At 44.4% G+C, this 14,513-nt stretch carries 14 protein-coding genes and 1 tRNA gene; 9 read left to right on the top strand and 6 right to left on the bottom strand.

Annotated elements, in window-relative coordinates; all coding sequences use genetic code 11:
* Positions 1–497: 497 nt before the first annotated feature.
* Together purU and FNC98_RS08930 are read left to right on the top strand one after the other, a co-directional pair.
* Complete coding sequence (gene purU / locus FNC98_RS08935; RefSeq protein WP_260680328.1) at positions 498–1,472, top strand: formyltetrahydrofolate deformylase; 975 nt, start codon at positions 498–500, stop codon at positions 1,470–1,472.
* Between the two features lie 96 nt (positions 1,473–1,568).
* The gene (locus FNC98_RS08930) at positions 1,569–2,933 is read left to right on the top strand and encodes a serine hydrolase domain-containing protein (RefSeq protein WP_143580899.1); all 1,365 of its coding nucleotides are present in this window, start codon (positions 1,569–1,571) and stop codon (positions 2,931–2,933) included.
* A gap of 59 nt (positions 2,934–2,992) precedes the next feature.
* On the opposite strand, the gene FNC98_RS08925 is transcribed toward FNC98_RS08930, so the two are convergent.
* Positions 2,993–3,069, bottom strand: a tRNA-Val gene (locus FNC98_RS08925).
* A 143-nt stretch (positions 3,070–3,212) separates the two neighbouring features.
* Positions 3,213–4,586, bottom strand: a complete 1,374-nt coding sequence (locus tag FNC98_RS08920; RefSeq protein ID WP_143580898.1) for an MATE family efflux transporter — start codon at positions 4,584–4,586, stop codon at positions 3,213–3,215.
* 48 nt (positions 4,587–4,634) lie between these two features.
* Between FNC98_RS08920 and FNC98_RS08915 the strand changes: the two genes are divergently transcribed.
* The gene (locus FNC98_RS08915) at positions 4,635–5,264 is read left to right on the top strand and encodes a riboflavin synthase subunit alpha (RefSeq protein WP_143580897.1); all 630 of its coding nucleotides are present in this window, start codon (positions 4,635–4,637) and stop codon (positions 5,262–5,264) included.
* Here the strand turns inward: FNC98_RS08915 and FNC98_RS08910 are convergent.
* From FNC98_RS08910 to FNC98_RS08900, 3 genes are all read right to left on the bottom strand, one after another.
* Positions 5,261–5,467 carry a CPXCG motif-containing cysteine-rich protein gene (locus FNC98_RS08910; RefSeq protein ID WP_143580896.1) on the bottom strand — a complete coding sequence of 69 codons (207 nt, stop codon included), beginning with the start codon at positions 5,465–5,467 and terminating at the stop codon, positions 5,261–5,263. The two genes, FNC98_RS08915 and FNC98_RS08910, sit on opposite strands and share 4 nt — an antisense overlap.
* Positions 5,468–5,521: 54 nt before the next feature.
* Positions 5,522–6,418, bottom strand: a complete 897-nt coding sequence (locus FNC98_RS08905) for a fructosamine kinase family protein (RefSeq protein ID WP_143580895.1) — start codon at positions 6,416–6,418, stop codon at positions 5,522–5,524.
* Between the two features lie 215 nt (positions 6,419–6,633).
* Entirely contained in the window at positions 6,634–7,347 is a 714-nt protein-coding gene (locus FNC98_RS08900) for a hypothetical protein (RefSeq protein WP_143580894.1), read from the bottom strand.
* A gap of 336 nt (positions 7,348–7,683) precedes the next feature.
* On the opposite strand from FNC98_RS08900, the gene thrS reads away from it, so the two are divergent.
* The 5 genes from thrS to FNC98_RS08875 all read left to right on the top strand — a co-directional run bounded on the left by thrS (position 7,684) and on the right by FNC98_RS08875 (position 12,115).
* Positions 7,684–9,600, top strand: a complete 1,917-nt coding sequence (thrS, locus tag FNC98_RS08895) for a threonine--tRNA ligase (protein WP_143580893.1) — start codon at positions 7,684–7,686, stop codon at positions 9,598–9,600.
* Between the two features lie 20 nt (positions 9,601–9,620).
* On the top strand, positions 9,621–10,163 hold the full coding sequence (gene infC, locus FNC98_RS08890) for a translation initiation factor IF-3 (protein WP_143580892.1): 543 nt from the start codon (positions 9,621–9,623) through the stop codon (positions 10,161–10,163).
* 140 nt (positions 10,164–10,303) lie between these two features.
* Positions 10,304–10,501, top strand: a complete 198-nt coding sequence (gene rpmI, locus FNC98_RS08885; RefSeq protein ID WP_143580891.1) for a 50S ribosomal protein L35 — start codon at positions 10,304–10,306, stop codon at positions 10,499–10,501.
* Between the two features lie 18 nt (positions 10,502–10,519).
* The gene (gene rplT / locus FNC98_RS08880) at positions 10,520–10,876 is read left to right on the top strand and encodes a 50S ribosomal protein L20 (RefSeq protein WP_136737138.1); all 357 of its coding nucleotides are present in this window, start codon (positions 10,520–10,522) and stop codon (positions 10,874–10,876) included.
* Positions 10,877–11,011: 135 nt separating this feature from the next.
* Positions 11,012–12,115, top strand: a complete 1,104-nt coding sequence (locus FNC98_RS08875) for a phosphoribosylaminoimidazolesuccinocarboxamide synthase (protein WP_143580890.1) — start codon at positions 11,012–11,014, stop codon at positions 12,113–12,115.
* 339 nt (positions 12,116–12,454) lie between these two features.
* Here the strand turns inward: FNC98_RS08875 and FNC98_RS08870 are convergent, their stop codons facing one another.
* Positions 12,455–13,432, bottom strand: a complete 978-nt coding sequence (locus FNC98_RS08870; protein ID WP_185967916.1) for a Solitary outer membrane autotransporter beta-barrel domain — start codon at positions 13,430–13,432, stop codon at positions 12,455–12,457.
* 90 nt (positions 13,433–13,522) lie between these two features.
* On the opposite strand from FNC98_RS08870, the gene FNC98_RS08865 reads away from it, so the two are divergent.
* A complete protein-coding gene (locus FNC98_RS08865; RefSeq protein ID WP_143580888.1) occupies positions 13,523–14,125 on the top strand; it encodes a glutathione S-transferase family protein in 603 nt (200 codons plus the stop codon).
* Positions 14,126–14,513: the final 388 nt, after the last annotated feature.

The raw sequence follows: 14,513 nt of genomic DNA, 5'->3' as shown, positions 1-14,513 counted from the left end.
AAACTCCCCAAATCATCATCCCCAAACGCCTAAACTCTTCAACCCGAAATTCCTCAAATCATCATCCCAAAACTCCCCAAATCATCATCCTCAAACGCCTAAACTCTTCAACCCGAAATTCCTCAAATCATCATCCCAAAATTCCTCAAATCGTCATCCCCAAACGCCTAAACTCTTCAACCCAAAATTCCTCAAATCGTCATCCCCAAACGCCTAAACTCTTCAACCCAAAATTCCTCAAATCGTCATCCCCAAACGCCTAAACTCTTCAACCCGAAATTCCTCAAATCATCATCCCAAAATTCCTCAAATCGTCATCCCAAAATTCCTCAAATCGTCATCCCGAAACTCCCGAAACCGTCATCCCGTGATGTCTTTACACGGGATCTCAATTCAAACCGTTATATATTTTTGCTTACATATTATGAAAAAATAACCTTTGTAAATCGCTGATATAGCTTTTAAATTTCATAGTAAGGTTATCAAGGAGCAGTGTCGTGGCCATTTCAGAAAGTGATCAACAAGCCTATTCTCAAACGAGCAATAATCATTCGTATCCAGCGGGTGAACCACGAGTGTCTGCGAATACGGACTCAAACAATGTTATGTCAGGCGAACAAGCGACTAAGTCATATGTGTTGAAACTTACCTGTCCGGATGACCTTGGGGTGATGGCAAAAATCACCGGCCATCTATATCAGCACGGCGCGTTTATCATTAATGCCCGTCACTATGCCGATCCTGAAAAGCTGCTATTTAACATGCGTATTGAGTTCGACGACAGGCAGCTAACCTGCAGCGCCGAAAAGTTTGAGCAGGATTTCGCTGCGTTTGCAGAGTCCATGCAAATGACCTATCAGCTGCGCTGCGCAAAACAGCGTCCAAAAATCGTCATCATGGTAAGTCGCGACGACCATTGTCTGCATTTGTTATTAAACAAATGGCAATCTGGCGTTCTTAAGGCTGACATCAGTGCCATTGTTTCTAACCATCAAAGTGCCAGGAAAATTGCCGAGTTTTACGGTATCGATTTTCATTATCTACCCGTAGATAAAACCAATAAACCGGAGCAGGAAGCTCGCCTGTGGCAACTGTTTAGTGACTATCAGGCTGATTTGCTGGTGCTGGCGCGGTATATGCAAATCCTCTCTGATGATCTTTGTCAAAAGCTGCATGGCAGAGCCATTAATATTCACCATTCCTTCTTGCCAGGGTTTAAAGGCGCAAAACCATATCAGCAGGCCCATGATCGTGGTGTGAAAATTATTGGTGCGACCGCCCATTATGTGACAGAAGATCTCGATGAAGGACCGATCATCGTGCAGGAAGTAAAATCGGTCGATCACGCAACAACGGTGCGGGATATGATAGAGATTGGTCACGATATTGAAGCAACGGCGTTAGCCCGAGCCGTTCGCTGGCATATTGAAGACAGGATCCTGCTCAACGGACATCGCACTGTGGTGTTGTAGTAAGCCATCAATACAGCCTGATACGGGATAGGGCTCTTGAGGTTTTGTTGATCAGCTAGTACCATCGCTGAAAACAAAAACAACAGGATGAAGTTTATGGCCTGGCTGAAAACAATCTTTTTTACATTGATCGCACTTTTCGTAACGATCCTCTTTCTTCTTAAACCTATTGCTGGCGTATCGCCAATGGCGCTCGGTTCAGCGGCAGATGTTGCCACTGGCCTTGGTTCTAAAATTGCCTGTTCAGGGCGCTATATCACCGGTCTGGACGAAGACCAGGTAATGGCGGATTTGGCATCTTATTCACCGGCATATTCTCTAGTCGATGTTGAATACGATGATAAGCAGAAAAAAGCTTACGCAAACTTGCTAGGCCTATCACCGATGAGCGCTACATTCAGGGACGGTATCGGCTGTACTTTGGATATCGGCGATACTAAGGCGCTTGACGCCGTTAACGTTACAGCCATAACCGCGTCGGATGAAACCTGGCCATTGGGTAGTGCACTTAACGATATCGATACAGATTTACAGGCAAAGGTCGCTGAAATCGTTGCTGAGGATAATGCCCAGGGCTACCAAACTCGTTCTTTATTAGTTGTTAAAAACGGAAAACTATTGAGCTACGCGACGGGTGAAGGCTTTGAGCAACAAACGCCTCATCTGGGTTGGTCCATGGGTAAGAGTGTGACGGCAATGATGGTCGGTAATCTTATCTATCAAAAGCAGCTTGAATTGAAAGAGAACAATTTATTTGAAGCATGGCAGCAAGATGACAGACGAGAGATAGATTTAGAAAGCTTATTGCGGATGTCTTCAGGTCTGGGTTTTGATGAAACCTATGCGCCTGGCAGTGATTCAACCCGCATGTTGTTCTATACCTATTCCGCTTCTGATATCGCCATGCAAAGCCCACTAGTTTATGCCCCGGGCGAGCACTTTTCTTATTCTTCCGGTACCACAAATTTATTGTCCCGGCTGGTATATGAAACCTTAGGTGGCAACCTACAACAGCAAATGGATTACCTGTATGGACAATGGTTTAAGCCGCTTAATATGGCCCGTTCGACGTTTGAACCGGATCCAAGCGGTGTGTTAGTCGGTAGCTCTTACATTTATGCCAGTGCTCCGGATTGGGCGAAACTGGGCCAGGTAATGCTAAATGGCGGTGAATTAAACGGCACTCGATTTTTAAGCGAAGATTGGGTAGCCAAGGCTCAATCACCGAACGTTTCTAAAAACGATCCTCGTTACGGTTACCAGTTTTGGTTAAATGGCGGTGGCGATGAGCTGCGCTGGGAAAAATTACCGGAAGATGCTTATTCAATGTCCGGTAACCGCTCACAAATTGTTATGGTTATTCCGTCAAAAGAGATGGTTATTGTGCGCCTTGGCTGGAGTGCAGAGTCTTATCCTACCTCAGATAAACTTGCCAAGATTGTTGAGTTGGTAAATCTATAACTTTGTTAAATCAGAAACGAAAAAAGCAGCCATACGGCTGCTTTTTTTTAAATTCGATTTGGTACGACCGAGTGGACTCGAACCACCGACCCCTACCATGTCAAGGTAGTGCTCTAACCAGCTGAGCTACGGTCGTACTGTTAGTCAATTAAGCGTCGCTTTGTGACTCAACGGCGGCTATGTTAATGGCTGATATGAATCCTTGCAAGTGCTTTTATAAAGATTTTTGCAAAAACAGGTTTGTTTGCATAAATCTTCAGCAACCGTGATTGTCATCGATTAACTTGTCGCCAACAAACCTAATTTGGCGCGACGTTGAATCACCTTTAGACGCCAGGCCAGGAATATTGCGGCGTTTGTTAAACCGAGGATAAAGCCAATCCAGAACCCGGCAGGACCCATTTGCGGTACTATCCAGTCGGTTATGCCAAGTATTAAACCTAATGATAAACCGACAATCCAGTAGGATACAAAGGTAATGTAAAGTATCGATTTGGTATCTTTGTAACCACGTAATGCGCCGGCGGAAATTACCTGGATAAAGTCCGAAAATTGGAACAGAGCTGCCAGGAACATCAGATTCGCGGCAAGTGAGACCACAGCCGTTTCAGTCGTATAGATTAAGGCAATTTGCTCGCGGAAAATTATCGTGCCGCTGGCGGTGACTACAGCAATGAGAAAGCCTAGCCACATGCTAGTTGCACACATACGTTTTGCATCTTCCAGTTTATTCTCGCCTACGGCAAAACCGACTTTGATGGTAACCGCCATAGCAATAGACAGGGGAACCATAAATATCATGCCGGAGAAGTTTATCGCTATCTGATGGCTGGCAACGATTTCAGATCCAAACGGCGCCAGTATGATTGCCACCACTGAAAACAGTGACACTTCAAACAATAACGATAATGCGATTGGCACACCAAGTTTTAAGATACTGATAATTTCCTGAAAATCCGGCCAGTTAATGGCCGAGCGAAGCTGAACTTTTTTAAGGTTTTTAGACAACCACACATAAACAAGCATGCCTAAAAACATCGCCCAATAAACGATGGCGGTTGCAATCCCGCAACCAGCACCACCTAATTCAGGGAAGCCAAACTCTCCATAAATAAACACATAGTTGGCCGGTATGTTGATGATTAAGCCGATAATAGAGATGATCATTGTCGGTTTGGTGTAGCTCATGCCTTCGGCAAAATTACGCAGCACAACATATAAACAAAAGCCCGGGCCACCCCAGACAATGTAGCCCAGGTAATCAAGCATCAGTTGCTGCAGTTTTGGCTCCAGGCTCAGATGCGGTTCGATTAAAGGCTTCAAGCCATAAAATAACCCGATCACCAAAATGGATAGGATCACCGCTATCCAACCGGTTTGAATGGTAGCTCTGGCGATACCAGAATAATTTTTTCGTCCTGAATGTTGCGATACTATGGCCGACAGCGCCATGATCACCCCATAGATGGTGAGAATTATTGGCAACCAGACACTACTGGCTACCGCAACAGCGGCCATATCAGTGGCGCTGACTCTACCTGCCATAACGGTATCGGCAAAGCTCATTAAGTTTTGAATAAGCTGGGCGATCAAAATTGGGTAGGCCAATTTTATGAGAGAACGGGTATCGGAGAAAAATTTATCTAGAGTCATGCGATTAAAGATAAGATAATAACGGCAATTGAGGAATGAGGATCATATATGTTTACAGGAATTGTGCAAATAAAAGCGCAAGTTATCGAGGTTCAAGAGCGTAAAGATTTTCTTCATATTCGGGTATCTGTGCCTCAGTCGTTTAGTGAAAATTTACAACTTGGCGCCAGCGTTGCCTGTAATGGCGTTTGTTTAACCGTGGTTGAGGTTGAACAACAATGTGAGACGACGGCTATTTTGCACTTTGACGTGATTGACGAAACGCTGCGGTTGACTAACCTTGGCGAGCTAAACCAGGGCAGCTGGCTCAATCTTGAACGTTCAATGCGCTATGGCGATGAGGTTGGTGGTCATATTGTCAGTGGACATATCCACGATCAGGCGACATTGAAAGACGTAGTAAAGACCCAAGATAATTATCAAATGACGTTTTCATTTGCGCCACAATGGCGTCCGTATATTCTTCGTAAAGGCTTTATTGCCGTAAACGGTGCGAGCCTGACGTTAGGGAATGTCGCAGAAGATACATTCGACTTGCATCTAATACCGGAAACACTGGAGCGTACCAACCTGGAAAGTTTCAAAATAGGGGACAAAGCCAATATTGAAATTGACCAACAAACCATGACCATTGTCGATACCATTGAGCGTATCATGGCCGAGAAAAAGTTAACCTAAAAGATCTGCTCGTCGTCGGCGTCGATTCTCAACATTATCGATTGATGATAATCGTCGATGTGCATGTTCATATGAATATCATTGCAACAAGTGGGACAGGATTCGTAGTAATTTTGATCCCCTTGTGTGGTGTCTATGGTAACCGCAAGATGGTGACCGCAATGGGGACATTCTATAATTTTTCGGCTGATATGTTGTGGCATGACCAACTCCTAAAACACAAGGTACAGCAGTAATTATGGGCCTAATTTTTTAAATTACCCAATCTCCATTTTACGAATCGTGACAATAATATCTTTGGCTTGCTCGAGATAAATGCCGCCAAACAAATTGGCGTGATTGAAAATATGGTAGGCGTTGTAAATAAGCTTACGCTTTTCATAATTTTTTCTTAATGGCGTAACGCTTTCATAGCCTTGATAAAATGGAGTCGGGAACTGTCCAAATAGCTCGCTCATGGCAATGTCTACTTCGGGATCGCCGTAGTAACAGGAAGGATCGTAAATACTTGGGCCTTTGTTGGTAAATCCGACGTTGCCTTGCCAAAGATCGCCATGCAGCAGACAAGGCTTAGGGTGATGATGGCTGAGTAATTGCTGACAGTGCTGCACAAACATTTCAATATTTGTGAGTTCGATGCCGCGGTTTGCCAGCTCCTGAAGTTGCACACCTAATCGTTGCTCGGAAAAAAACGTGCTCCAGTTTTTCTGCCAGGGGTTTGCCTGAGCCGTGGTGCCGATAAAGTTATCTTCGCTCCAACCAAATTCACCTTGCTGATTATTTTGATGCATCAACGCCAGGCTTTTACCCATGTTGAACCAGGGGCTGTTGGCGCCACTTTGTTCGCCATTGACAGGATGAGGTAACAGCTCTAAATACTGCAGTACTAAGAAACTCGCATCATCCGATAACCCACAGCAGATGACATCTGGGATCACAAAATCGCTGCCCTGGCTCAGATGCTCAAGTGAATACATTTCGGTCTGAAAATTTAGCAATTGAGCAGGATTATTGGTTTTAACGAAGAAGTGTTGTTCGCCGGCAGATAATCGGAATGAGGCGTTGATATCGCCACCAGTGACTTTTTCCGGTTCGGTAAAGGCTAAATCAAGCTTTAGGGTTTGTGAGATCTCATCAGCAATGGCAGACCACATACTTACTCCGTTGTGACGAATTATTGATATACGAAATTGTTTAAATTATAGAAGAGTTCCCATGCTCTCTCGGCGCTTTTTATGAGGATTGTCGCAAACAGGGAAAAAAGTTTTCATCCTCAGTTCTTAATTCGACTTCTTGCGCATTCCTTGCTGACCACTATTTGTTACGTCTGAAGTTCAGATTCAACAAATAGCGTTGCAAAAACAACGAGTTAAGGTGTTGGAGAGGTTTTTGAACTGTCACTTATATTTGATTGCGCCACCTGAGTGCCCTCGACAACGCCCTTTAAGTTAGCAAGGCTGTCGCTTATTAAGATTAAAAATATCTCGTTGCTCAGCCATGCCGGCAGGCTTCCTCCAGGCTGGAAATAACCGCGATACTGAACATCGACAATATTGTCTTCGGTTTGTTTAACCTGCCAGGTGACGTTAACCTGTTCGACGCGAATGCGGTTTGGATTGGGCTTAAGGTATTGATTATGATCTTCAACCTCAATCATAAACTCATCATCGCTTTCACGAATGGTGTTGCTAGTAAGCATTTCTCTGGGTTCAACCGGCCAAATTGGATCTAACACCACCAGTTGCACGCGACTACCTTGTTGCTGTTCAAGCACAACGATTCGTTTCACGCCTTCGACCCAGGTCAAAGCGGCTGTTTTATCTGTCAACAGATATCGTACTCGTTTTAACTTGGCATTAAGGGTGAGGTTCGCTTTTATTTGCACAAATCCGGTTTCAGGGTGGTCGCGATACTGGATCCAGGCCCAGTCATTTTGAGAGTGGGTATACCAGGGCATCGATACTTGTGCTTTGGTTTTTTCTGTTTCAGATGCTTTGTCTGCTGCAGTTGCTTTATGAACGCCGAGTGCAGGCGTGAGAAACAATGAGATCAATAGAAGCTTTAAGAGCGCTTTGATTATCATGTTTACCTCCTGCAGTTAACACAGCATCTGATCGTTAACGATTAGTGATGAGCCGTAATGAGTATAAGACCGTTATATCGGTGAAAAAATTATTTAGCAAGTCGAACGAATCAGTCAGGAGACTATGGGAATCCAGCAAACTATTTGTTATCCATTGCAAATTAACGGATTTTCCCCTATATTGCTCGCCTTATTCCTGTACGTAATTGATGGCAATGTAAGTTCATCGCGCGTCGGGAAATCAAAATTTATTATTTCTTCAGGCTCTGTGCCTGATTATTTGTTTAATTAAAACAAGTGGCATTACGTATGTGTCACCACTGTTGAGGATTTTTTATGCCAATCATTACGCTTCCTGACGGCAGTCAGCGCAGTTTCGAAAACGACGTTTCTATCATGCAAGTCGCATTGGACATCGGCCCGGGTCTTGCAAAAGCAACCATCGCTGGTCGTGTTAATGGCGAGTTGAAAGACGCTTGCGAATTAATCACCGAAGATAGCAAACTGCAACTTATCACCTCTAAAGACGCTGACGGTCTGGAGATTATCCGCCATTCATGTGCTCACTTATTAGGGCATGCAATTAAGCAGTTATGGCCGGATACAAAAATGGCAATTGGTCCGGTTATCGACAATGGCTTTTATTACGACGTAGATCTTGAGCAAAAGCTTAATGATGAAGACTTGGAAAAGCTTGAAAAGCGTATGCTTGAGCTTGCCAAGACAAACTATGACGTTGTTAAAAAGACCGTTTCATGGCAACAAGCCCGCGATACGTTTGAACAACGTGGCGAAACGTATAAGATGGAAATCTTAGACGAGAACATTTCTCGTGATGACACGCCAGGTTTGTACCACCACGAAGAATACATTGATATGTGTCGTGGCCCACACGTACCGAATATGCGCCATTGCCATCACTTTAAATTAATGAATGTCTCCGGTGCATACTGGCGTGGCGACAGCGACAACAAAATGTTGCAGCGTATCTACGGCACAGCCTGGGCAGATAAGAAGCAATTAAAAGCTTATATCCAGCGTTTAGCGGAAGCAGAAAAGCGTGATCACCGTAAAATCGGTAAAGCCTTAGACTTATTCCACTGGCAGGCGGAAGCACCGGGTATGGTGTTCTGGCACAACGATGGCTGGACAATCTACAAGACGCTTGAAGATTACATGCGTGAGCAATTAGTGAAGTACGGCTATGAAGAAGTTCGTGCGCCGCTCATTCTTGATGTTGGCATGTGGGAAAAATCCGGTCACTGGGACAAGTACGGCGATATGATTTTCTCAACGGAATCTGAGAAGCGTACTTACGCGGTTAAGCCGATGAACTGTCCGGGTCACCTACAGATCTTCAACCAGGGTCTGAAGTCTTACCGTGACCTGCCATATCGTATGGCAGAATTTGGTCTGGTACACCGTAATGAACCATCGGGTTCTTTACACGGTCTGATGCGCGTGCGTTCATTCACTCAGGATGATGCCCACGTATTCTGTACCGAAGAGCAGATCCAGGATGAAGTATCGGCATGTATCGAGATGGTATTTGATACTTACAAAACGTTTGGTTTTGAAGACATTGATATCAAGCTATCAACGCGTCCGGAACAACGTGTAGGTTCTGATGAAATCTGGGACAAAGCTGAGCAGTCTCTGGCACACGCGCTTGAAGCAAACGGCATCAAGTACGAAATCCAGGTAGGTGAGGGTGCATTCTACGGTCCGAAGATCGAGTTTACGCTTCACGATTGTCTTGGTCGTGCATGGCAGTGCGGTACTATCCAGCTAGATTTCTCTATGCCGGGTCGCCTGGGAGCATCTTATATTGGTGAAGACGGTGAGCGTCATGAGCCGGTAATGATCCACCGTGCAATCTTAGGTTCATTAGAACGATTCATCGGTATCCTGATTGAAGAGTACGAAGGTAAGCTACCATTATGGTTAGCACCGACTCAGGCAGTGGTGATGAATATCACCGATAAGCAGTCAGATTACTGTAATGATGTTGTAAAAAAATTGAAAGAAAACGGTTTTAGAGCCAAAGCAGACTTGCGCAATGAGAAGATTGGCTTTAAAATCCGCGAGCATACCTTAAAACGTGTTCCATACTTACTAGTTGTAGGTGATAAAGAAATGGAAAACGGCGAAATTGCCGTGCGTACACGTAAAGGTGACGATTTAGGAAAACTGTCGGTGGATGATTTCATTAAGCAATTGAATAATGAAGTTAAATCACGGACGCAAGCATAGTTCTTTAGGAGGAACCGACTATTAAAGGTGGTCAAAGAGGCGGACAAAAAGAGCCGCAACACAAACTGAATGGCGCAATTACCGCTCAAGAAATTCGTTTGATTGATATTGATGGAGAAGCAGCAGGTATTGTTTCTCTGAATGAAGCTCTCGATAGGGCAGAAGCTGCCGGTGTCGATCTGGTTGAAATCAGTCCTACAGCCAAACCACCAGTATGTCGAGTAATGGATTACGGTAAGTTCCTTTACGAAAAGAGTAAAGAGCTTAAAGAACAGCGTAAAAAGCAAAAGCAGATCCAGGTTAAGGAAATCAAATTCCGACCTGGAACTGATGAGGGCGATTATCAGGTCAAACTACGCAACCTGAAGCGTTTCCTCGAAGGCGGCGACAAGGCCAAGGTTACATTGCGTTTCCGCGGTCGTGAAATGGCGCACCAGGAACTGGGTATTGAACTTCTGACTCGCGTTAAAAACGATTTGGAAGATATTGCTCAGGTTGAGTCTTTCCCTAAACGGGTGGAAGGCCGACAAATGGTGATGGTCCTAGCCCCTATTAAGCGATAATAACTGGTCTAAAAGTAATACCAGCTTGCTGGTATTCACCACTATTATCGATTCGTTGGTAACCGAGGCCTACAAGTAATCGTTTACGATTCGCCCCAGGTTACTTTATTTTTTGGCATTAACAATGCGGAGTTATTTCCATGCCTAAAATGAAAAGCAATAAAGGTGCTGCAAAGCGCTTTAAGAAAACTGCTTCTGGCGGTTTCAAATGCAAACAAGCCGGTCTACGTCACATCTTGACTAAAAGACGTACCAAAGTTAAGCGTCACTTACGTGCGAAAAGCATGGTTGCTAAGTCTGACATCAAGTCAGTCGTATCAATGTTACCTTACGCTTAATTAGAGGAGTAGACACAAATGGCTAGAGTAAAACGCGGTGTTGTAGCACGCGCACGTCATAAAAAAGTTCTTAAGCAAGCGAAAGGTTACTACGGTGCTCGTAGTCGCGTATATCGCGTTGCTTTCCAGGCTGTAACCAAAGCTGGTCAATACGCTTACCGCGACCGTCGTCAACGTAAACGTCAATTCCGTCAACTTTGGATTGCTCGTATCAATGCGGCAGCTCGTCAAAACGGTTTGTCTTACAGCAAATTCATCAACGGTTTGAAAAAAGCGTCGATTGAAATTGATCGTAAGATCCTTGCTGACATCGCAGTATACGATAAAGCAGCTTTCACGGTTCTAGTTGAAAAAGCGCAAGCGGCTTTGGCTTAATCGTAAAGACTTTGACAGATAAGGACGCTTCGGCGTCCTTTTCTATTTTTCGGTAAGGTTTTTTTAATAAAAGCTTTACCAATAAATAGAACAATCTTTACTATATCGCCCAGATATATTTGTTAGGAAAGAGTGATGAACCTTGCCGATAAAGTTTTAGCTGTAAACAACGACCTGCCAATTCGCACCGACGCGCCAGTTCACAGTGGTAAAGTGCGCAGTGTATACTGGTTAACCGCCGAAGATTCTGCCCGTCTTATTAAAGAAAAGGGTTATCAAGTACCCGCTGATACGCCACTTGCTATTATGGTCATTTCTGACCGTATCTCTGCATTTGACTGCATCTGGCGTGGTGAAGGCGGTATTCAGGGCGTACCAGGAAAGGGTGCCGCGCTAAACGCTATCTCTAACCATTGGTTCAAACTCTTTAAAGAAAATGGTCTGGCCGACAGCCACATTCTTGATATTCCCCATCCGTTTGTATGGATCGTACAAAAAGCTAAACCGGTAAAAATTGAAGCAATTGCTCGTCAATACATTACCGGTTCTATGTGGCGCTCCTATGAGAAGGGCGAGCGAGAGTTCTGTGGTATCGAAATTAGCGATGGTTTAGGTCGCGACCAAAAACTTCCAGAGCTGCTGATTACGCCGTCTACCAAAGGTATTTTAGAGGGTATCGAAGGGGTTCCTGCTCAGGATGATGTAAACATTACCCGCAAAAATATTGAAGACAACCACCAGGCGTTTAACTTTGAATCGGTAGCGGATATTGCCTTGTATGAAAAGTTATTAAAAGAAGGCTTTTCGTTAATCAGTGGTGAACTTGCAAAACTTGATCAAATCTTTGTCGATACCAAGTTTGAGTTTGGTTACGTTAAAGATGTTGATGGTAATGACAAGCTGATTTACATGGACGAGGTTGGCACGCCCGATTCGTCGCGTATTTGGGACGGTGAACAGTACCGCCAGGGTAATATTGTTGAGAATTCGAAAGAAGGCTTCCGTCAGCTACTATTAAGCCACTTCCCGGATCCTGACATTCTTTTAAACAAAGATCGTATGGATGAGCGCGAAGCGTTAGCTCGCGACAATGCTCTACCGGCAGAGGTGTTGATGCAGGTTTCTAAAACCTATGTGGGTATTGCCGAGAAGATCACTGGCGAAGATATCGTTATCAGTGATAATCCGAAAGCGGAAATCGTCGAGATTTTAAGCAAAGATTATGGCTTGATTGATTAAATCCATAATCTTTAGCTTTTAGCCGCAGCGGCAAGCCTTCATATACCGTCATACCAGCGAAGGCCGGTATCTGTATACCTAACTTGAGATTCCGGATCGAAGTCCGGAATGACGAGTTGAGCCGCGGGCTAAATGCAGAAGGCTCAATGCGTCGGTAGACAAAGATCGGCGTTTAGCGACAAGCTACAAGTCGCTAGTTAAGTTGTTTGCTTGTCACAAAACACGTCTAGACTGTTCTTAAAGACTAAAGACTAAAGACTAAAGACTAAAGACTAAAGACTAAAGACTAAAGACTACAGACCTCAGCCCTCAGCCATACAGCAACGCTAACGCTGTTAGCTACCACTCATTAATATACAACACAATACTGCCACCACTGATGGCGCTGCCGTGGTTGATGTTAATGCCAATGCCTACGTTTTCAACCAAATCGGTTAATTTTCGAATGTCCCAGAGAATGCCAAAACCGATCTTATAGTAATGCTGAGTTCCCAGTGTATGAACGGTATCGCCACGAATATCGACGCGGTGTGCTTTAAAATAAAAGTCATTGGCAAATAATTTTGCTTCTTTAAAGGTATTTTTTACCTTTACCCCGTTGATGATGCGCCAGCCCTCCGGCCGGGCGTAACTTCCATCAGCAAGCGCCGATGTGGTTCGTCCTGACATAAAATACGCTTCACTGGTAAATTCCCAGGCGCCCCAATCATTATTTTTCAAATAAGCAAGTTCAATACCTGGTTCTAACAAAATTGCGTTCTTTTTCTGATTAAACAAAATTCCATCGAGTTGCGGTTGAAATGCCCTTGTTTCTTCACTGTTGTAAAGGTGGGTGTTCTTGTAGTGAATGAAGTAAGCGGATAGTGCTGGCGCCAGGGTCCAGTTTTTATTGAGAAACCATTTACGAGAGTAGCCTACGCTTAAACCATACGCTTGCTCTTTGTCGAAGTCTGGTTCGATATCTTCAAACAGCGAGACTTCAGCCTCCTGTTTTACATAGGCAAGTTGAATATTAAGGTGATCTTCATAGGTTTCTAAATCCGTGCCTAACTCAATGGTGTAAGGTATGGCGAGAACCGATATTTGATTACGTAAATTTAATGCTTCGTTTACCGTGTCATCATCGTTTCGTCGCAATAATTCTTCCGGATCAAAATTTCCGACACCAAATGACAGGGCATCACTATCCATTAATACAACGGTGGTGGAGTAGATTTTTTCAAATTCACTGGCAATGGATATATTTGCCTCCTGTGCTTTGCCACTGGACACAAACAATACTGATAGTAACAGGACAATAAAAAAATATCTGGACATGCTTAAACCAATTGAGTGCTCGATTATCATTTTAGTTGAACCAACAAGGCTATACTCATTCTCATCATTGAATTCTTTTCGGAGTGGCTAATGAAAATAGTGCTGTACGAATACGCACCGACCAGGAGTGCCCGAGTTCACTGGGTATTGGCGGAGTTAAAAATTCCCTATGAAAGTAAAGCGGCAAAGCAATTGTTTGGTAGTGACGAGTTAAAGCAAGTGCACCCGCTCGGTAAAATTCCAGCAATGCTGGTTGATGGCCAACCATTGATAGAATCTGTGGCTATGTGCACATTTCTCGCCGATTCTAAACCAGAAGGCAACCTGATCCCGTCAACAGGAACATTTCATCGGGCGCAGCACGAGCAATGGTGTTCGTTTATCTTGTCAGAGGTGGAAGCTCATCTTTGGAGTGATGCCCGAAACACTTTTGTTTATCGGGAAGACAGACGCATTGACGCAATATTCAAGCAAAACAAGTTTGAGTTATCTCGCTCGTTAGCGGTGATTGAAGCACATCTAAATGACAATGCCTTTATGCTCGGCGACCACTTCTCTGTCACCGATATTATTGTCAGCTACACCACCTTGTGGGCGGAGAAAACCGGGCATTGCGAAAACTTCCCTGCAATTAAAGCCTATCATCGCAAACTCCTAGAGATGGAGCATTGTCCTTATACACCACCTGAGTAAGGTGGAAGCCTTTAGTCGTCATACCGGAGTAATCCGGTATCTCTGGTCAGAATTTAGAATCCCTTTCGAGGATTGGAATGACGTTTTGTGTTGCTGGAATGACGTAAAAACTTAAATTCGTCATGCCGGGGTAGCCCGGTATCTCTGGTCAGCCACTTAGATTCCGGTTCGGGGACCGGAATGACGACTTGGTTAGGAATTCGGAATAGCTTTGAACTAACTCGGAATCTGGAATGACACAAAAGCCTGTGACGTCATACCGGAGTAATCCGGTATCTCAGGTCAGATACTTAGATTCCGGAACGGAGTCCGGAATGACGTTTTGTGTTGCTGGAATGACGTAAAAACCTAAATTCGTCATGCCGGGGTAGCCCGGTATCTCTAACCA

It is taken from the genome of Thalassotalea sp. PS06 (assembly GCF_007197775.1).
Classification (GTDB): Bacteria; Pseudomonadota; Gammaproteobacteria; order Enterobacterales; family Alteromonadaceae; genus Thalassotalea_A.
Note: the sequence above shows the minus strand (reverse complement) of the source record. Positions and strands in the feature narration are given on the sequence as shown.